This is a genomic window from Shewanella vesiculosa, assembly GCF_009994065.1.
GTDB lineage: Bacteria > Pseudomonadota > Gammaproteobacteria > Enterobacterales > Shewanellaceae > Shewanella > Shewanella vesiculosa.
Map to the genome: position 1 here is coordinate 506,669 of NZ_JAACSD010000004.1, position 19,795 is coordinate 526,463.

Below are 19,795 nucleotides of genomic sequence, written 5' to 3' on the forward strand. Positions count from 1 at the left end.
ATTAACAAAGCCGCTCAGCAGATGATAATTAGTTCTCTTCAGAGAACAAATCACCACCGTGCATATCAATCATTTCAAGGGCTTTACCGCCACCACGAGCAACGCAGGTTAATGGGTCGTCGGCAACCATCACCGGGATTCCTGTCTCTTGCATTAATAAACGGTCTAAGTCACGTAGTAATGCACCACCACCAGTCAATACCATGCCACGCTCAGAGATGTCTGAGGCCAGTTCTGGTGGTGATTGCTCAAGGGCAACCATTACCGCACTGACAATACCAGATAATGGCTCTTGTAATGCTTCTAAAATTTCATTGCTGTTTAAGGTGAAGCTTCTTGGTACACCTTCAGCAAGGTTACGACCACGCACTTCAATCTCAAGTACTTCGTCACCTGGGTATGCAGTGCCTATGGTATGCTTAATACGCTCAGCCGTTGCTTCACCAATTAAGCTACCGTAATTACGGCGAACATAATTAATAATCGCATCGTCAAACTTGTCACCACCAATACGTACCGATGAAGAATACACTACACCGTTTAACGAAATAATCGCCACTTCGGTAGTACCGCCACCGATATCAACAACCATTGAACCTGTTGCTTCAGATACCGGTAAACCAGCACCAATTGCTGCTGCCATAGGCTCTTCGATCAAGTACACTTCACGAGCACCTGCACCCATAGCGGACTCGCGGATGGCGCGGCGTTCAACTTGAGTTGCGCCCACTGGCACACACACCAGAACACGAGGACTTGGACGAAAGAAACTGTTGTTATGCACTTGCTTAATAAAGTGCTGAAGCATTTTTTCAGTCACATAGAAATCAGCAATTACGCCGTCTTTCATCGGCCGAATAGCTTGAATATTACCAGGCGTTCGGCCTAGCATTTGTTTTGCTTCTCTGCCAACTGCAGCAACTGACTTTGGCCCATTGCTATTGCGTTCGCCACGAATGGCAACCACTGAGGGTTCGTTCAACACGATACCTTCATCGCGAACATAAATAAGAGTGTTTGCCGTACCTAAATCGATCGATAGGTCGTTAGAAAAAATGCCGCGCAACTTTTTGAACATGTATCAGGCCTGTATTCTGTTGAGTCAGAAGAAGAAAAATCAGCTAACTTTATCAATGACACCCCCATTCTACAATACCGAACAGGTTAACAATTGCTAATCTAGCGTTTTTTTTTGTAAAAGCTGTTAAAAAATCAACATCCGCGCAGTTTTAAATCAAAAAAGCCCAAATTTGATGCTTTTTCATGCATATTATTGCCCCACCTCACGCCAATAAATGATCCTATCATGGCCTCGGTAACGACCAAAGAAGGCACTTGCTCTTGGGTCATAAAGCTGGGCCGGACTTGTTTGGTCCCAATTCCAATACCACTGAAGCCATGGCTCTACTTTTAACGGGGCAGTCACCTGACCTCGATATGCTGTAGAACCTTTATTTTGCCATAACAAGGTTGACTGGCCGTTGTTAACTAATGCGCCATTATTGGTACGAGTAACGAACTGATCAGACGCTAATAATGGCGCGTATATTTCACTGCCGTCAAGCGGAACGATAACTTGAGTACAGCTATCGCCAGTATTCGTTACCCAGCTACTGCCATTCCAATACTGGGCATAGGTTGGCATGTCTAATACTTCATTTTCAGGACCATAAGTATTATCCATTACAACTCTGCCGTGGCGTAAGTCTTGCGTCGATAATCGTTTGGCGTTGCAGTTGTTGCTGTCGGCGCAAATACCACTGCTGTCTGCGCGCATATCAGCTGATGCAATAAACGACACACTACCATCGTTATCAAAGGCTTGTACACCGATAGCTAATTGACTAAATGGGCCATCCACACCAGGGGCCACTGTACGATTGAAATTAGCTTGATAAGATAATCCTACGTTTGCTTGGCCCAAAACCCAAGAGCCAGCATTAACCGGTAAAGCACTTAATCGGCTGCTTAAATCAATGCCATTATTGGCATCTTCACCCACTAAGCTTGCACTCGCTTTAGCAAAGGCGCCTTGATAGTTCTGAGTGACATAAGTGCCAGTATTGACTGCATCTAAGGTTAAGGCGAGAGCAAAAGGTTGATCCATATAGCTAAAGCTGCCGCAAGATGGCAGCACACTCGAGCTACTCACAACAAAGCGGTCGGGTACAAAGCGCCCTATATTAGGCGATGCCGCCTGTGGAATATTATAAAAGCTTGAGCCTAAATATTCGCTCGGTGGATCAGCGGTAAACTTAAACACGCCCACTTCAGTCACTGTCTGCGACACGGTATTACTGCTCGTGGTTTGCGCAACATGATTATATGCCGTCGTACCTACAGCACCTAGCACACCATCCGATGGTGAAATAATTTGATTGCCTAATGCTATATTGTTATGGACATAATTAGGGGTATTTATATTATCGCAGTAGTTTGTATCATCATCCGCTTGCCATGCTTTACCTTGAATAATTAACTCAAATGGCTCGCCAGCTTTTTTATATCGATTACACGTACTACTAATACTTGCAGAACACTCTGCAACACTCTCTTTGGGGGTAACGCATAAACCTACCGGAAAGCTAACAAACGGATCGGAACCAACCATTACCAAGCCTTGTTCATCACCTGTACCAGTATACTTTGCATCTAGCTGCATTTTTCCTGCATCTGGATAGTTGACGTTAATATTGGCTTTTCCTTGTGCATCAAATGCCAACGCAAGCGTGGTTGCGGCGCTACTCTGCTTACCTACCACGGTATTATTCACTGTTACTGATTGACCACTAATTGGAGTCGTCGGCTCAATATAGGTACTCCAAAAACCGACGTTTTTGGTGATGCTAGCAAACGTTGGGATACATTGCAGAGTACTATCCGATTTTTTCACTGCACTAATAGAAATATTACCTGTTGGTTTGTTGGCCAACTTATCCGGTACCTCAAAAATAAAACCGCTATCGGCAAAAACTAAATTACAGTTAGCCTCGCTTGCGACACTGCCATTAACACGGCACAAGGTTTTACTGAATGCTTTAGTGCTTGGCGTAGACCCGGTGACACCTAAAGTCACAGTGCCGGGAGTATTATGTCTTAGCTGTAAATCTGATTTTTGCCCCCCAGTAAACGTTACTACATTGCCACCAACCCAACCGCCACCGCCTGTCACTGTTGCAGGGCTGAGCGTCGCCGTGACAGTATCAGGCACAGTCGCACTGCAATCTGCGTTAGCACAGGCTTTAATCGATAATGTTTTGGGTGCACAAGTGATCCCTTGACCAGAATAGGAATACTCAAAATGATCAATTTGTACTCCAATAGGGCTAGAGTTGAGCGCACAAATCTCAACATTATCAATTTCATGATTATTAGTGGATCCGCCAGTTGATCCCGTTAACGACAACAAAAAGTTCTCAGGTATCGCAGCTTGTGAAGAGATGCCGGCAGCATTAAATGCGGGAATAATTTCAACAAAACCGCTACCACTATTGCGTTCAACCTTAACGATTGATTGATTAGGGAGTAATGAGTCAACAGTAATACGGTACCGATGCGCAGGTGAAACATTATTGTTATCCACTTTCGGAGATAAGCAACTACCGGTATTAGTGGTGCCATTACTACAAGTCCCGCGTAAATAAGGGTAACCAGAAGTACCAGAACCTGAACCTCGAATCGATACCGATTGTGGACGTCGGCCTGGACCGCTAGGACCACCTTCAGCAGAAAAGTTACCGTACTCGTCAATCCCGAAACCTAGCCAGCCACCAGCAAAACCATTCACATTAGAACGTGCACCATATCCCATTGGACCACCAGCAGAGCCAGGCTGCGGGGTAATAGAAGCATCGGATAATACAAAAGCAATACCGTCGGCACCGTTACCACCATAGGCATAATGATCAAACTCAATTTCGACTTTATTATTAACCGCAGGAAATAAACGCTGATAAGTTGTCGATGTTGCTTGGTTAGTTCTCGCTTCAGTTTGTCGTAAGCGGCCGTTAACTATTGAAGGGGTAAAGTTACCCGAACTTTGAGCCACAACCCAGTCACTGCCTAAGCTTGCCCGTTCAAAATTATCAGTAAAACACTGGCGCACAGGGGCGAGTTTTTCTATGGCAATAAAACTATAGTTTTCCCACACGTGACTACGGTCACTATCACTGAAGGTATCTTCATCATTAACCATACTGACTGAGTTACTGGTCAATTTACAGCGTCTTAACCAACCACCATCACCACCCAAACGACTGTTTTTACTGGCTACCAATGTTGGCACACTAGTAAAACCATTTAATGGTGTGAGTAAATTAGTACATTGAAAATTGACGTCTTGGGTATTGTTCACATTTGTCTTAAAGGTGGTCGAACGACCAAAATGATAATTGACATTTTTACCTTCCAGCACTAGCGGGCCACTGCCAGACGTTACTGATAAGTAGGCAATTTTTTCATATTGTAAATTATTGGCATTTAATTTACTCGGCTCGCATTTCCCTGAGTTACTGGTCACTTCAGAAGTATCCATCGCAAGTTCGACACCACTTGAGGTAAATTGCGATGTGCTGGTTAACCAGCAATTATTATTTTGGGTTTGTAGTTGGTTAAGCACCACATCTTGGGTACTGGGTAAAGATACGCTGATATATTGATTGTTCGAGCCAACTAAGGCCTTATTCTGCAACACTGAACCAGCCATTAATTTAGTGCCATTGGTTAAATCAAATTGCCCCTGGGTCACTGCAATCCAGTGCACTTCTGGTATATCGGCCACAGGGACATTATTACCAGCAGGCGATTTTCGCTCCCAAGTAAAACCGCTTTCACTGATTGAAGATAAAAACACACTTTGAGGGCCATCGTTGGCAACAGGGTTATTTTCTGACACAGTCGGCATCACAAAGACTAACGGTACAACGCCAGTTTGAAATGGCTCATCAAACACCACACTTTTGGATGTAACACCTGAACTCACAGATGACTTGCCATATTGAATATGAAAAGCCAATCCGGATGACTTGGAATCAATAATGGAAGAAGAAGAGTTCATTTCTAAATAACGAGAAGAAACTCGCCCATTGATGACCGAACTATTACTCAGTGATAAGGTTTCATTACTATAAATATTTGCACTAATATTAGCCGCGCCCGTCAAACTAATATTGCTGTAACCCACTATCAGTAATTTATACAGATTGGCTGAGTTAACCGATGTCCCATTAAAAAGGCTATTGTCTTTAATAAATATCCGAACATCACCTACTAATTCTACTTTTGAACTATCATTGAGAGTTAACGATTCAAAAAAATAATCTCCTGTGGTTAAAACTAATGTTGCCCCTCCACCGATAGCTAAAGATTTAAAACGATATTCACCTTGGCTGGCAGACATAGTTAATGTACATGCCGAATATAAACTAACACTATTAAATTGGCTCTTACCGTCTTGACCTAACGTTAAACGGTCATCTTTATTGCAATAACCAATGCCACCATCTGCACCTGTACTCGTTTTAAAGGCATTTCCCCCTGTAAGGTTTAAACCAATAACATCAGCCCCAGTAACACTACACTTATGTCCCCCGCCATTTATGTCATCACAGCTATCATTTGGAAGCCCTGCACCATCATTTACAGAGCAATATTCGAGTGACACTCCAAGAGTACCGCGAATTTTGGCACTGTTATTTAATACCAATTGAGTAGATGTAATACCTGAACAAGATGAAGGTCTAGGATTACCATATTGATGATGACCTTGCGCAACATTTGCCCATGTAACCGACTCATCAATAACACTAAAAGCCATACAGTGGTTACTTATTAGCATCAAGGTAAGCACACAAAATATTTTTTGTAGTCTAATTACCACGGGCTTCTACCTCTACTTGGCGACTCACTCGCAAACATGTTGAGCTATCTGAGTTACCAGCACAGTTACCTGTCTCGCATACCGCTAAACTGTTAATTCGATACTGAGTAACACTGGCCACAGTTGTAGCATTACAGCTAACCAACACAGTACAGTTATGAAATCCATTTCCTCCTGTTGGCGGCGACCAAGTTGAACTCACATTGCTACAACTTCCATTAACACCACTAAGGGGGAACAACTGAGACAGAGCAGCATCAGCGCCACTATTGGCACTAAATAAAGCTCGAGTCCCCCAGACTTCCATATTAACCGACTCATCGGCATCGCTAACAATGCGGATTAAACTCGCCGCCAGCAAAAACATCACTGTCAGCACAAAAATACCAATGATTAATGCACTGCCTTGTTGAGAATGTTGCGGCAATTTCAGTTTAGGGTACATTCATCACCTGCACTTGATGTTGATATTGAAATGTTTCGCCATTCACCCTAAATCTAGGCTGTAAATGCACTATAGCATTAGTCACTAATGTTGCTGGCGTTAAAATGATTGCCGGATTAATGGTTAAAGTATTAGTAATATTTTGTGCCATCAAGACGCCATTCCCCATATCCGCTGGAGAGGGCTGCACAGCCTTATAGCCATATTGTTGGTATAAGCGTAAATCAACATTACCCGCGGTGTTAATAAAACAGTAACTGAGTGGGCTCTGGGCAACATACAAGCGTTTTAATGGCGACGCTTCGGTAAAGCGAATACTTTGGGTTAAGCTAATCGTCAGGAGATCTCCGCTTTCAGCCACACTTTGCACCAGAAAACGCTTTGCTGTTAATCCTTGAGGGTTATAAACCTCGCTAGCGGTTAAAGGGTAAATCAGCACTGATTGAGCAGCATTAATTGAACGAACACTTTTAATCGCGGTTAACGTATTTTGCACTGGTTGCGGGAAAAACGGCGCATCAATATACGATGTACTGGCACTAATAGGTAATAATTCCAGGCATTGATAACTGCCATCAGTCGCTGTTAGCACTCGCATACTATTGGGAACTGCGCGGCGAATATCGCGGGTCATCCGTTCAATGCCAAAACGGCTTTGACTGAGTACCTGATCAACTGCGCTTGATTCAACAAAAATGCGAGTACCAAAAACAACAAAACTGCTTATTCCAACCACAATAATCCCTAAAATTAAAATAACCGTAACCATTTCAATTAAGGTAAATCCCGCTATTTTTGGATGGCGATACTGCTGCATTAGTAGTTACTCCTTACCGCTTGGTAAGTGATCACTTCACCAGCAGGGGTTGTAACATCTACAGTAATTAATTTTTGCGCCTGCGTTGACGAGTCAAGATAGGCTACTGACACGTTCAAGCGATAATTGGGATAAGCTTGGGCATAGGTTTGGCTTGAATTGAGCATGTTTTGTGTTTGATCTAACTCATCATAATCATCAACATCGTTGAAATCGTCGCGGTCTTCACCATCAGGGCCTAGGGAACTGGCCGCGGTACAAACTTCCCCAGTAGGAGCATTGCACGCCGGAACACCACCATTGGGATTGGTCTTTTGATCATAACGCTTGCCCCAAATCTCATTCATAACCGAATGCGCCAACTCAGCAGAGCGCACTCTTTGTAATGTCGTCGCAGCTCTATCTGCTTGAGGGAACAACATGCTAGTGATCATTACAATCGCGATGCCAATCACTATCATACCGATAACGAGTTCAATCAGGGTAAAGCCACGCTGACGTCGAGATAGTTGCAAGCGTTGTTGATGTTGATCATGTTGACACAATTGCGACTTACTGAGCATAAATATACCCCTCTGACTCAACCGCAATAGCTAATGTTTCATCTGCAACAGCATTAAAGCAATTACCTGAACACGCTGGAGATACCATACGGCCCTGCTCGTCAAAGGTGATTGAAAAAGCCTGACTCGCATTACTGGCTAACGCGATATAGGCACCACCGCTGAAGATTTGTGATTGCTCTATGCGAACTTGGTTTGTGCATAAGCTAGCGGTTCTTCCGCTAAAATGGCGCAAAGTATACCCGCTTGCTATCACATCAATTTGATAACACTGATCGGTATTTTGCATTGCTTTAAGCTGGACTTGGCGTAATTCGCTGATAAATTCATTACGTAAACTGTAGGCGCTATAAGAAGAGTCAGACAACAGACGTGGCAACACAGTCACGGCAATAATACCAATCACAATCATGGTGGTAACCAATTCAACCAAGGTAAACCCAAGCTGAATGTTGCGTTGTTGACTCACAGAGTGATGTCCTCATTGTATCCGTTGAACACTTCGACACCTAACAGCATTAAACCGTAGTAGTGTCATAGACTTATACTAGTTTATCTAGTATGGCAAATACAGCCAATACTGTCTGTTTATTTATTACCTTGTACCGTTTTACAGAAAAACCAAGTGAGTCAATTAATCTCTTTTTTAACTCAAAATATTCAAAAAAAAACCTGCCTAAGCAGGTTTTTTCTATTAACACTCATTAACAATCTGATGCAGCAGGCATTGGACTGTACGAAGGAAGAGTCGTTGCTGTTGCTGGGGTATAAGTAAAGGTACAAGCTAATGGCGCACCATTTTGCCAAAAACTTACAACTCCAGTATTAACAGCAATAGCCCAATCACCTGTTGATGTTACATTACCGCTTGCTGGAACAGCAGTTAAAACTTCAGCACTTATATCCAAAGCTCTGGTAAAGTTTGTCGTTGTAGAATCCATGTATCCAAAAATTGTTGATACATTGTCATTAGTACCAGTTCCAATTGTCACATTAGTAGCGCTAGTATTTCTTTCAACACCAGCTAAAGCTGCTTTAGAATAAATAAGCGTATTTGCACCTTGAATAGAGGCTTTCAAACCTTGTAACGCCGACGCGCGAGCATCACCTTGAAGATTTATAAACTTAGGCGCTGCTGTTACCGCTAAAATACCGAGAATAATGATCACAACCACTAATTCGATTAATGTAAAACCTTGTTGTTTTTGCATATTAAATAACCTCTATAGAAAATAAATAAGTAAATCAAATTAGTTGTTAGTAAATGATACGACCTGACCCGTACCGGCATTGTATGTAATTCCGTTTGCACCGACGGTATCTAAATCTGGAGTGGGTGTTGCGACTCCCGATGTTTGATTAAGCGCTAACGTCGCAACTTGATGATAAACGCACAAATCAAGCCCTGCAACGATTTGGCCATCAATACTCGTAGATGAGCCACCGACACCGTTTTGCATTCTTACGGTGTAACGTTGTTGACGAGCATCTTGGTTAAAAAGCACATTTCTAGGTGCGTTTTGTAACACTGCATTAAATACTTCCTGACATGTTTCATTTGTCATGGCTGTTGCATCGGTGTTGGTGGTCCCGGTAGGAAAACCAAACCGCGTATCTAACGACACATTCGTCCCGTCTAAAATCACATTACTATTCCGGCGACCATCAACTTCCCATTGTGCACGCACAAAACTCACCGCTGTGGCTAAACCGCCAGCAACACCATCAACACTGGCGTCTTCAGCATCATCGGTGACATTCAAAAAACGCGGAATTGCCGTTGCAGCCAATAAACCGAGAATAACAATAACAATGACCAACTCGATCAATGAAAAACCTTGTTGTTTCAATTTCATAATATCTTACTCTTCTCTATAGTGCCTACAACAGGGAAACATACTGGTTCAGCGATAACTTCACTGATATTAGCAGCTTATTTAAATTTTAACATGGATGATACAAATTTTATCTGTCACTCATCAAAAAAATGACTCTGCCCGTCTGGAGCTGATAACTCAAACTGGCTTTGTTATTTGAATAGTAGCGACACACATGATCATCAGACTGATAATCTACCGCAATATTGAGCTCTTGAACATTATTGGCCAATAACTGCGCCCACAACTGTGCACAACCTTGTACATCATTGGTATCAATAATTGGCCAACCTTGGTTAGATAAAGACACCCAATTATCGGTACCGACTAAATCGGCATCAAAATCGTCGTTAATCTTATCATTTCTAATAGTGTCAGCTTGAGAGTCTGAATCAAGATTGTCATCTGCGACCTTACTTGGTGTCACATTAGGCACCTTGTTATGCCAAGATAATTGCATCCGGTGTGGCCTGCCAGAAGCTAACCATTGACTGCGCACCATAGCTAAGACATTTAAAAAACGATTATGTTCAAACTCTAAACCACGGCCACCTATATTGGAGGTGGAATTAAAAGAACGTATGCCAACAATACTCAACAGTACTAACACCACCACAATAGCAATGACTCGCCCATACACTTTAATCAGGTCATCATCTGCTTTTTGTTGGCTCAACATACCGGAACCCAATGAATAACTTGCATTATATGCTAACCGCCTTTGACCACATTAAGCATATCCCACATAGGCAGATAAATACCCAGTGCCAGTATCAAGACAATGCCAGCGACAAACGCAATAAGAATAGGCTCTAATTTAGCCGTCAGATTTTTTAAATCATAATCGACCTCACCTTCATAAAAATCAGCAGCGTCATTTAATAGTTGATCGATTTGCCCCGTCTCTTCGCCCACCGCCACCATTTGCAATACTAACGGAGTGAATAATTGACTGCTATTAGATACCCTGAGCATTGATTCGCCTGATTCAATACCGTGGCGCATCGAGACAATTTTATCATGCATATAAGCATTATCGACCGCATCAGCAACCAAACTTAATGCTTGAGTCATAGGCACACCAGCACTGAGCATCATCGAAAAACAGCGACAATAACGCGATAACGTTGAGCGCTCAATAATGGAACCCACCACAGGAATATGCAGTTTCCATAAATCCCATTGCTTCTCACCCTTTTCCGAATGATGCCAATACCGAATCGCCACTACCACAGCAATTAACAGCACTATCATATGAGGCCAGAAATTAACAAACAGATTAGACGTACCAATTAATATTTTTGTCGCCCATGGCAACTCTGCGCCGAAACGAGAGAACATATCGGCAAATTTAGGGATAACCATAATGTTGAGAATAATCATTGCGATGGTAATGGCAATTAACACAAACATGGGATAACGCATTGCCGCTTTAATCCGTCGACGTGTTTCTTGCTCACGCTCGATATAGCCAGATAGCTGGATAAAGGCATCTTCTAACTTACCGGTATTTTCACCGACATGGATCATCGACACAAACAATGAATCAAATATATCTGGATGAAGATTCATTGCCGAAGAAAGTGGTCGACCTGAAGTAAGCTGAACTGAAATATCATCTAAGGCTGTTTTCATTCGATCGGAATGAGTGGTTTCAGATAAACCAGCAATAGCTCTTAAAATGGGAATACCCGAACGAGTTAATGAGTACATTTGTCGACTAAAAATTTGTAACTCTTCTAATGACACTTTACTGCGAAATAAGCTCATTGAAAATGACTGCTTATTTTTTACTTCACGTAATTCCAGTGGAATAATTCCACGAGAAAGTAAAGCGTCGGCAGCGGCACTTTCATTAGCAGATTCAAGCTGTGCACTAACAGCCAGCCCTTGTGAGTTACGACCTCGATATTGATATATTGGCATTGTTATGCACCAATATCTTGTTGACTAACCAAATCTTCCGACAACGGCACTGTCGACTCACTAACATCTTCAACCAGTTTTGATACTTCTTCGAGTGTTGTCGTACCAAGGAATAAATACTCCATCGCAGAATGGGCCAGTGGGATAAAATTAGGACTGCGCAGCGCTGCACGAGCAAAATCTTGAGGATTACCAGTACGCATGGCGTCAATCATGTTGTCATCAAGCTCAAGTATTTCAAAAATACCGATTCGGCCACGATACCCCGAACCATTGCAGGTTTGACAACCACGGCCTACTTTAAATGTCGCGCTGCTAATATCTTTTTTAGTCACACTACTAAGCCAACTGCGCTCCGCGGCGGAAGGCTGATAATCAATGGCGCAATTATGACAAACACGCCTAACAAGACGCTGAGCAATAATAACGCGCAGTGCACTCGCCACCAAATAGCTGGCTGCGCCCATATCGAGTAATCGTAACGCACTGGTCACCGCGTCATTGGTATGCAAGGTCGACAATACAAAGTGACCGGTTAATGCGCCTCGAAGACCAATTTCAACGGTTTCTTGGTCACGCATTTCGCCCACCATGATAATGTCGGGATCTTGGCGAAGAGTGGTACGCAGCACATTGGAAAAATTTAAACCAATCTTATGGTTAACTTGAACTTGGTTAATGCGTGGTAATTGATATTCCACCGGATCTTCTACGGTGATAATCTTTCTGTCAGCCGTATTAAGCTCACTTAAAATACCGTATAAAGTGGTGGTTTTACCGCTACCCGTTGGCCCGGTCACTAACAACATACCGTGAGGGCGTTTAATCTGTTTACGAATTCGAGCCACAATATGCGGTGGCATGCCAGTTTCATCTAAGGTGCGCAGTCCAGTTGTTTGATCTAATAAACGCATCACCACAGATTCGCCGTGATAAATTGGCATGGTCGACATCCGCACGTCGATTTTATGACCTTTGATTTCCATATGAAAACGACCATCTTGTGGCATACGTTTCTCTGAAATATCTAACCCAGCCATCAGTTTCAGTCGTAATACCAGGGCCGATGCAATATTAACTTCACTTAGGGTATTTTCATGCAATTGACCATCAATACGTTGGCGGATGCGCAAGACTTTATCGCCGGGTTCAATGTGAATATCTGACGCACGCATTTGCACCGCATCTTCGAAAATAGACTGTAATAACTTGACCACTGTGGTTTCGTTATCACTATCACTTTGGGTTAAATTAGCCAAATCGAACATGTCATCAGCGGCATATTCTTCATCGAGCTTACCGGCTATTTCGGCGATTTGTCCGGTGCGGCGGTAGAGGTTATCAAATGCATCGAGTAATTGTTGTTCTGGTGCTACGGCAATCATTAACTGTTTAGGCGCAACCAACACTTCAATATTATCGATAGCCTGTAAGTCGGCTGGATCGCTCATGGCCACTAACACATGATCAGCATGACTTTCTACCACTAAGGCACGATAACGCCTAGCTTGTACTTCAGGAAGAATATTGACCACGTCGGCAGTAATTGGGCGACGACTAATATCCAAATACGGTAAATTAAGTTGTTGAGATAAAAACTTAAGTAACTGATCTTCAGTAATACTGTTTAAATCAATCAGTGTACGGCCAAGCTTTTTACCTGAATTGCGCTGCTCCGCTAATGCTTGTTGTAGCTGTACATCAGTAATAATCAGCTCTTGAACAAGAAGATCTCCCAACCGCATCTTTAACTTAGGCTTCATCGGTTTTCTCCTAGCTGATCTAAACGCTTTTCAATAAATGTCATAGCTGAAGTCGATAACCCTTCATAGCTTAATGCTGAACGATAAGCCTGAGCGGCTTGCGAGTATTTTGTTTGTGAGTCGAGCGCATAAGCTAACCCCATCCACCAGCGAGATTGAGTCGATTCGGATACCAATAGGTTACGATAAGCCGCTTCAGCTAGGGTAAAGTTCTTCGAAGTTTGGGCCAAATCGGTTTGCGCTATCCACTTATCTCGAGCCCACGTTGAATTATCGGGGATCATCGCTAATGTCGCTAATGCAGCATCATAAGCTTTAATTTCGGTTTGAATCCGCGACAAAATCACATAAAACTCCCATTGTTGCGGAAACATACTGATGCCACTTTCGAGTAATCCCATCGCAGTAGTCATATTATTTTGCGCATAATAAATTTCAACCAATTGGATACGCGCTTTGTGTAAGCTCGGTTGTAAAATGATCGCTTCTAAATAGTAACCAGCCGCATCATCAAGTCGCCGTGCCTGCTCGGCATCCATTCCTTTACGGTATTGCAACTGTGCCATTTGTGCCTTACTAATAACGACCTCTTTTACCGACATCTGCGCAGGTTTTTTCTCAACAACAGCGGCTTCAGACGAGCCAGATGATTGAGTTGCAGTGATGGCTTTAGCGGTGTCAGCATTATTTGATGCAGGATTGTTCTGTGCCGTCTGGTTGGATGCAATTTGATCAGGTATCGGCTCACTCGCGCTGGATACACTGATCTTATCTAACGAGGTTTTGCTAGCAACTGTGGCGGCGACTACGGTGTGACTATTGACCGTTTCAGGCTCTTGCACGCTAGCTTGTTGTGCCGAGGGTGAAGAAGTATCAATCTGCTCAGCGTCACCCTTTGATGCTATGTCCACTTGAGTCAAATCGGTTAATGATGTTTCATTTGTAACAGGCATATTGTCTTGAGTCGTATCGGCTCTGACGGGCTGCCTTGACGCTTCAATAGATTTAGGCGTCATTGTCGAGCTGGCATTTAAGGCTAACTCAGAGGGTTCAGTCACAAGGTCGTTATGATTAAGTGCTTGGCTTAGCGTTAGCGATTCAGTGTCTGTGCTAGCAGCGTCACTGATTGCTTTAGGTTGATTTGCGATTTGCATATTGGCTTGGCGATACATTGACACACCAAACCACAAAGTAGGTATCAATAGTACTGCAACAACAATGAGACTAATAAGCGGTGAACGTGATTTAGCAACAGTTTGATATTGAATTTGAGGACGCACAAATTCACCCACAGCTTGTGTCGAAGGATTATCGGTTTCAGGCTGCTGACGCTGTTCTAAATCTTTCAGCATATTGATAATAACGCTCATTTAATCTCACTTATTTGTGTCACCCATTCACCACAACAACTGTCACTATTTAACCCAATAACCAACACCACTGCAGCAAGGAGCACAACAAGCAAGATGTTGAGCCGAGATACACTCACTTTATGTTGTAAATTAATATCTTCCGTATCGGTTATCGCAGCCAAACAATGCCGAGTTCGGACCTTTTTTTCACCTTGGCCGTAGCATAGCAATAAACTTTTATGTGCCAAAATATTCACCAAACGCGGAATGCCACGAGCAGCTTTGGCAATACGCTTAATATCCGCGGCAGTAAATAACTCTGGCCCTTGGTAACCCGCAATCGCTAGCCGGTATCGAATATAAGCGTGTATTTCGTCCCATGTTAACGGACGTAAACCATAGCTAAAGGTAATACGTTGTCGTAACTGCCTAAACTTAGATTGCGCTAAACGTTGATCTAATTCAGGCTGACCAAACAGCACCACTTGCAATAACTTACGATTTTCGGTTTCTAAATTAGTAAATAACCGTAATGCTTCAATACTTTCATCCGGTAACGATTGCGCCTCATCCAACACTAATACCACATGAAATCCTTGATGATTTAACGCTAACAAACGCTCATGGATAAGTCTTGTCAGTTGTTGTTGATCGACTTTATTTGGCAAAGACAAACCAAGTTCAGCTGCCACAGCCCAACGTAACTCCTTAGGATTTAAATAAGGATTGGGTAAATATGCACAATGGTATTGAGCGGGTAAATCGTTCAACAATTTACGACACACTAAGGTTTTACCTGTACCCACTTCTCCAGTGACCTTGATAAAACCCTCACCTGTTTCTAATGCTGTTTGCAGCACTTGCAACGCTTCCACATGCGGCGCCAACCCAAAAAAGAAACCGGTATTAGGGGTCAGCGTAAAGGGCAACTGACTTAAGCCAAAATGCTGCAAATACATAATTACCGGCTATCCCTTGTTAATGTTAAGCCAAACGTGAACGATCACTACTTTGAAGGATACCAACGCTCAATCAAATCTTGTGAGCGCTTTAACTCGTCCTTCCATGTGTCACCACCGACCACGGTTGGTTTTAACATAATAATCAATTCAGTTTTCTTTTTAGATTTACTGCGGCTGGTGAATGCTTCACCCAGAAAAGGAATATCACCTAAAAATGGTACTTTAGACACAGTTTCAATATTCTCACTCTTCATTAACCCGCCAATCACGACCACATCACCAGATGCTGCGCGGATAACGGTATCCGATTCGCGGATCTCACTTTGCGCTAATGGCAACTCCAAGGTTGAATCACTGATTTTAATCTCTTTGGTTTGTGAGGTCACATCAATCACCGAAGGATGAACATGCAGTATGACATTGCCATCTTCATCAATCTGCGGGGTCACATCCAAAGCAATACCAGAGAAAAATGGCGTGAGTTCAACCTGTGGCGTGGTCACCGGAGTAGTACCTGCCACTGTGGTGGATGAAACGTCCGTGACAAAGTATTCATCATTACCGACTTTAATCACTGCTTTTTGGTTATTCGATGCGGTGACTCGAGGACTTGACAGCACATCTACATCACCTTGAGTATCGAGCAAATTAATGATGGAACTAAAATCACTTCCAGTGAAATTAATCGATGTTACTCCGCCAATGGCAGACGTAATCGCATTACTTAGCCCCTGTCCTGCTGAAGTACTAAAGTTAATGTTGGTATTACCAGCGTGACCTAAGACATTCTCCCACTGGATCCCTTGCTGATAACCATCCGATAAGGTTACTTCAATAATTTTTGCTTCTAAAATGACTTGGCGCTGCAGATGGCTTTCTGCTATTTGTAAGAAACTTCGAATTTGTCGTAACTCATCAGGAAAAGCTCGAACGGTAACCAGACCGGCTTGAGGAGTGACTACAACTTGTCGCCCGCCACCGGTTTCACCCATGATAGACATTAATGTGGCTTGTAATTCACCCCAGAAATCCGTCTTAGTGGTTGAGCGAATAAAAGTACCATTAGTATTATCACTGCTATTAGCATTACCATTGCCACTATTACTATTTGAACTATTACTACTGTTACTGCTGCTATTACTATTGTTACTGCCATTACTGCCATTGCTTGAATTATTATTTTGGTCTGAAATGCGCCCTGAGCTCACGGAGGTTAATGACAAACCTTCACGCTGCATATAGATATAATTTAAGGGAAAAGTTTCGGTTCTCATTCCCGCGGGATAAACACGTAAAATACGCCCTTCACGCTTAACTTCATAACCGTAAATATCTTCAACGACTTGAATAACCTCTGCCAAGGTGACTGCTTTTAATGATAATGAAATGTTGCCTTGCACATCCGGATGAACCGCCACACTTAATGGGGTGTCTTTGACTAAGCTGGGGAAAAATACTCTGGCATCAACTTCGTTTGCTGATACGTCAATACGACGCTCAGCGGGAAGGGCTCTTGCCGCTTGGCCCAGTGTATTATCGCCATTAAGCTCACGCTGAACATCTTCAGGCATTGCCGCTGGGGGTGGCATAATAGTTTGACCCGCTGCAGCTTGTTGTCTTGACTCATTCAAGGCTGCTTTTGCGGTTTGTGGATCAGGTCTATCCGTCGTTTGACAAGCAACTAAGCACAGCGACATCAGAGGAGTAACGTATTTAATCACATTCATTTTTATTCTTATCCTATCGCTCTGTTATCGACTTAAATAGTTGAAGTTTTCGTCCATCTGACAAGGTGACGTAGTCTTTATTAATCTTTGATACTCGTAAGCCACTGCCACTAACTGTGTCACCCACCGACAGAATGATGTTATTAATCACCGCATAGGTATTCTGGCCGCTGACAATACTGTTTAACACTAAAGATTGATTATCGGTTTTGGTTATCGCAGCCACAAACCCCTGACCCGGTAGGGTCGGATCACGTAATGTTTGTGCATTCGCCGCTGACATTAATAGCATCATTAGGCAGGATGCATACGCCATGGCATTAATCTTGTTTTGCAACACTGATAAAGTCCTTATTCACACTCAGTGTGTAAAGTTCTAATTCAACTAACGCATCTGGATGAGATTCAACACGATAATCTAAACGTTTCCAGTACAATTTATCAGGCATACTTTCAACGGCTTTAATAAACGCTAAAATCGCGAAGTAGTCGCCTTGTAACGTCAGCTTAATACCGTGGCTGTAAAGGTTAACTTTACTGCCATCGCCCACTTGTAATAAGGCTTTAGGCGCTATGGAAGCAAATGAAATCAGCGATACACCTTTAACATTACCCAGCAGGTTAGCTAATACTGTTGGCATGTAGTCCGCAGGAACCATATCAACCATTTGTTCAGTAAGATCAGCATCAACTAATTGCATTTGTTCAGTAATCAACTTTAGCCGTTGATGATAATCTTGATTAGGGTCAAGTTGTAAACGCTCTTCATAGAGAGCCACTTGTTGTAAGGAAATTGAATTTTCTTGTGCTAATCCTTTAAGCTGAGTTTGCAAGCTTTGCTGCTGCTTCCAAACCGACTCTAATGGCATAAACAACAGCATGCCGACCACAACAAATAAAGCGAACATAATCAATGTACGCTCACGTTGACTTAACTCATTAAATTTTGACGACCATACAAGCCATTGCTGCTTCATTGTGCGAGCTCCTTAGCAATGGGCTGGCTGATTAATTTAAACGCCAGTGGTTGTGCTTCGCCGCGATCCATTGTCATCGCTGAAAACGCATACCCCTTAAGCGTTGAAGTGGTTTTTAGTTTATCTATCCACAGTGGAATGCTCTGTGGATTACGCCCATAACCTTCAAACTCAATGCGCTGAACATCAGTATCTTGTTGTTCAATGGTAATATGGCTCAACCATACATTGGCATCCGCCACTGCTGCCAAGTCGGTTAACATTGGGGAGTAACCTTGACTAATCAGAGTATTGCGCTGACTTAGCTCATCTTTTAACAGTTTTTTAAGATCTAAGCGCTGTTGTTCAAGCTCGACCTTTGCAACTAAGTTCGCATCAGGCTGACGAGCAGCGATTTGTAGTTCTAGCTGAGTCTTTTGATCATTTAAACGATTTCTCTCTCTGCTTACCTGCTCACTTAAGGTTTGCAAATCATGGCTATGCCACAGACCAATTGCATAAAGTAGTGCACAGCATCCTGAGAATAAGCCCAAAGCCAACATCATTCTTGCAAAGGTTAGCTTTTGTTTTTTAGGCAGTAGATCAGTGCTATATAAATTAACCGCGGTTTTTATCACACTTCACCTCGCGTTAATTCCTGTAACGCTAACTGAGCGAGTAAGTTCGATACGCCGTCGTGGGCAACGGCAAGCACTTTTTGATTAAAGTTAGCACCAACGAGATTAGCTAATGATGAATTGTCACCATCTGCCAATATGCTAATGGATCCCACAGGTGCCTGACGTAATTGGCTTTCAAAATAATCCATAGACCGTTGGATCTCCAAACTGAGATTATCGGCTAAGCCATGTTTCAACTCTTCTAAAGTTGCTTTATTCAGATGATTAAAGCCTCTGACGCGACGTTGCATCAATACTTCGCCAGCTTTAACAATTAATAACAACAATTCTTGCTCAGGCAAATGAGCCACCAGCATGTGGGCCATATTGTCGTTAACTAAAACATGGCTTAATGCCAACTCTTCAATGCTGATACCAGCAACGTCTAATCCATTGGCATCACAAGCACTGGCTAATTGAGCTAGAAACTGTCGACTGCTGACCACGACATTCACTTTTGAACTGACAATAAAACTAGACTCAAAATAATCTAAATGGATATTGGCCACAGGTTCTGACACCATATCTTTCACAGACCAGATCAACGCTTGAGTCACTTCATCTGGCTCAACATTCGGTTTTTCAGCTTGTAACAATTGATAATACTGATGTGACAGCACTAATTGCACTCGAACTCGACCAAACTGGCTTTTTAGTGCTTCAAAGGCTTGAGACCAATTATTTTTTGGTACTGAAAACTGGCTAATAACAGGTGCTAATTGGCCTTGTTGGAGTTTACAAGCCCACAATGAATTATCAGCGATAAATACGCCGACACTACCCATCAACTCTGATGTTTGCCAAAAGGCGAGTTTACTCAAAAAACCATTGTTCATTGCGTTGCCCATA

General features: G+C 42.8%; 18 protein-coding genes. All 18 read right to left on the bottom strand.

What is annotated here, in order from left to right:
* Positions 1–28: 28 nt before the first annotated feature.
* Positions 29–1,078, bottom strand: a complete 1,050-nt coding sequence (locus tag GW828_RS04495) for a rod shape-determining protein (RefSeq protein WP_011639153.1) — start codon at positions 1,076–1,078, stop codon at positions 29–31.
* Positions 1,079–1,270: 192 nt separating this feature from the next.
* Entirely contained in the window at positions 1,271–5,815 is a 4,545-nt protein-coding gene (locus GW828_RS04500) for a DUF6701 domain-containing protein (protein ID WP_273057795.1), read from the bottom strand.
* Positions 5,816–5,867: 52 nt separating this feature from the next.
* Positions 5,868–6,323, bottom strand: a complete 456-nt coding sequence (locus GW828_RS04505) for an MSHA biogenesis protein MshP (RefSeq protein WP_273057794.1) — start codon at positions 6,321–6,323, stop codon at positions 5,868–5,870.
* The gene (locus GW828_RS04510; protein WP_273057793.1) at positions 6,313–7,140 is read right to left on the bottom strand and encodes a PilW family protein; all 828 of its coding nucleotides are present in this window, start codon (positions 7,138–7,140) and stop codon (positions 6,313–6,315) included. The genes GW828_RS04505 and GW828_RS04510 overlap by 11 nt, the downstream gene beginning before the upstream one ends.
* Positions 7,140–7,703: a type IV pilus modification PilV family protein gene (locus GW828_RS04515; protein ID WP_273057792.1), complete on the bottom strand. Its 564-nt coding sequence runs from the start codon at positions 7,701–7,703 to the stop codon at positions 7,140–7,142. The genes GW828_RS04510 and GW828_RS04515 overlap by 1 nt, the downstream gene beginning before the upstream one ends.
* Positions 7,693–8,172, bottom strand: a complete 480-nt coding sequence (locus GW828_RS04520) for a pilus assembly FimT family protein (RefSeq protein ID WP_273057791.1) — start codon at positions 8,170–8,172, stop codon at positions 7,693–7,695. Before GW828_RS04520 ends, GW828_RS04515 begins: the two co-directional genes overlap by 11 nt.
* A gap of 235 nt (positions 8,173–8,407) precedes the next feature.
* The gene (locus GW828_RS04525) at positions 8,408–8,914 is read right to left on the bottom strand and encodes a type II secretion system protein (RefSeq protein ID WP_273057790.1); all 507 of its coding nucleotides are present in this window, start codon (positions 8,912–8,914) and stop codon (positions 8,408–8,410) included.
* Positions 8,915–8,953: 39 nt separating this feature from the next.
* The gene (locus GW828_RS04530; RefSeq protein ID WP_182741436.1) at positions 8,954–9,559 is read right to left on the bottom strand and encodes a prepilin-type N-terminal cleavage/methylation domain-containing protein; all 606 of its coding nucleotides are present in this window, start codon (positions 9,557–9,559) and stop codon (positions 8,954–8,956) included.
* Between the two features lie 109 nt (positions 9,560–9,668).
* Positions 9,669–10,259, bottom strand: coding sequence for a hypothetical protein (locus GW828_RS04535; RefSeq protein ID WP_124015321.1), 591 nt, complete (start codon positions 10,257–10,259; stop codon positions 9,669–9,671).
* A gap of 32 nt (positions 10,260–10,291) precedes the next feature.
* Positions 10,292–11,506, bottom strand: coding sequence for a type II secretion system F family protein (locus tag GW828_RS04540; protein WP_124015322.1), 1,215 nt, complete (start codon positions 11,504–11,506; stop codon positions 10,292–10,294).
* Between the two features lie 2 nt (positions 11,507–11,508).
* Complete coding sequence (locus tag GW828_RS04545; RefSeq protein ID WP_273057789.1) at positions 11,509–13,269, bottom strand: GspE/PulE family protein; 1,761 nt, start codon at positions 13,267–13,269, stop codon at positions 11,509–11,511.
* On the bottom strand, positions 13,266–14,639 hold the full coding sequence (locus tag GW828_RS04550) for a tetratricopeptide repeat protein (protein WP_273057788.1): 1,374 nt from the start codon (positions 14,637–14,639) through the stop codon (positions 13,266–13,268). Before GW828_RS04550 ends, GW828_RS04545 begins: the two co-directional genes overlap by 4 nt.
* Positions 14,636–15,580 (bottom strand): ExeA family protein, encoded by a 945-nt coding sequence (locus GW828_RS04555; protein ID WP_273057787.1) that lies wholly within the window; start codon positions 15,578–15,580, stop codon positions 14,636–14,638. The genes GW828_RS04550 and GW828_RS04555 overlap by 4 nt, the downstream gene beginning before the upstream one ends.
* 47 nt (positions 15,581–15,627) lie before the next feature.
* Positions 15,628–17,310: a pilus (MSHA type) biogenesis protein MshL gene (gene mshL / locus GW828_RS04560; RefSeq protein WP_273057786.1), complete on the bottom strand. Its 1,683-nt coding sequence runs from the start codon at positions 17,308–17,310 to the stop codon at positions 15,628–15,630.
* A 13-nt stretch (positions 17,311–17,323) separates the two neighbouring features.
* Positions 17,324–17,650, bottom strand: coding sequence for an MSHA biogenesis protein MshK (locus tag GW828_RS04565; protein WP_404717048.1), 327 nt, complete (start codon positions 17,648–17,650; stop codon positions 17,324–17,326).
* Positions 17,631–18,287: an MSHA biogenesis protein MshJ gene (locus GW828_RS04570; RefSeq protein ID WP_182698942.1), complete on the bottom strand. Its 657-nt coding sequence runs from the start codon at positions 18,285–18,287 to the stop codon at positions 17,631–17,633. Before GW828_RS04570 ends, GW828_RS04565 begins: the two co-directional genes overlap by 20 nt.
* Entirely contained in the window at positions 18,284–18,904 is a 621-nt protein-coding gene (locus GW828_RS04575) for a fimbrial assembly protein (RefSeq protein WP_182723547.1), read from the bottom strand. The genes GW828_RS04570 and GW828_RS04575 overlap by 4 nt, the downstream gene beginning before the upstream one ends.
* Positions 18,901–19,782, bottom strand: coding sequence for a biogenesis protein MshI (locus GW828_RS04580; RefSeq protein WP_259395326.1), 882 nt, complete (start codon positions 19,780–19,782; stop codon positions 18,901–18,903). Before GW828_RS04580 ends, GW828_RS04575 begins: the two co-directional genes overlap by 4 nt.
* Between the last annotated feature and the right edge of the window lie 13 nt (positions 19,783–19,795).

Excerpts from the sequence above, each read along its gene's own strand:
- GW828_RS04505 (WP_273057794.1), bottom strand. The coding sequence starts at position 6,323 with ATGTACCCTAAACTGAAATTGCCGCAACATTCTCAACAAGGCAGTGCA.
- GW828_RS04540 (WP_124015322.1), bottom strand. The coding sequence starts at position 11,506 with ATGCCAATATATCAATATCGAGGTCGTAACTCACAAGGGCTGGCTGTT.
- GW828_RS04510 (WP_273057793.1), bottom strand. The coding sequence starts at position 7,140 with ATGCAGCAGTATCGCCATCCAAAAATAGCGGGATTTACCTTAATTGAA.
- GW828_RS04555 (WP_273057787.1), bottom strand. The coding sequence starts at position 15,580 with ATGTATTTGCAGCATTTTGGCTTAAGTCAGTTGCCCTTTACGCTGACC.
- mshL (WP_273057786.1), bottom strand. The coding sequence starts at position 17,310 with ATGAATGTGATTAAATACGTTACTCCTCTGATGTCGCTGTGCTTAGTT.
- GW828_RS04545 (WP_273057789.1), bottom strand. The coding sequence starts at position 13,269 with ATGAAGCCTAAGTTAAAGATGCGGTTGGGAGATCTTCTTGTTCAAGAG.
- GW828_RS04550 (WP_273057788.1), bottom strand. The coding sequence starts at position 14,639 with ATGAGCGTTATTATCAATATGCTGAAAGATTTAGAACAGCGTCAGCAG.
- GW828_RS04515 (WP_273057792.1), bottom strand. The coding sequence starts at position 7,703 with ATGCTCAGTAAGTCGCAATTGTGTCAACATGATCAACATCAACAACGC.
- GW828_RS04570 (WP_182698942.1), bottom strand. The coding sequence starts at position 18,287 with ATGAAGCAGCAATGGCTTGTATGGTCGTCAAAATTTAATGAGTTAAGT.
- GW828_RS04495 (WP_011639153.1), bottom strand. The coding sequence starts at position 1,078 with ATGTTCAAAAAGTTGCGCGGCATTTTTTCTAACGACCTATCGATCGAT.
- GW828_RS04530 (WP_182741436.1), bottom strand. The coding sequence starts at position 9,559 with ATGAAATTGAAACAACAAGGTTTTTCATTGATCGAGTTGGTCATTGTT.
- GW828_RS04500 (WP_273057795.1), bottom strand. The coding sequence starts at position 5,815 with ATGGCTTTTAGTGTTATTGATGAGTCGGTTACATGGGCAAATGTTGCG.
- GW828_RS04535 (WP_124015321.1), bottom strand. The coding sequence starts at position 10,259 with ATGTTGAGCCAACAAAAAGCAGATGATGACCTGATTAAAGTGTATGGG.
- GW828_RS04525 (WP_273057790.1), bottom strand. The coding sequence starts at position 8,914 with ATGCAAAAACAACAAGGTTTTACATTAATCGAATTAGTGGTTGTGATC.
- GW828_RS04580 (WP_259395326.1), bottom strand. The coding sequence starts at position 19,782 with ATGAACAATGGTTTTTTGAGTAAACTCGCCTTTTGGCAAACATCAGAG.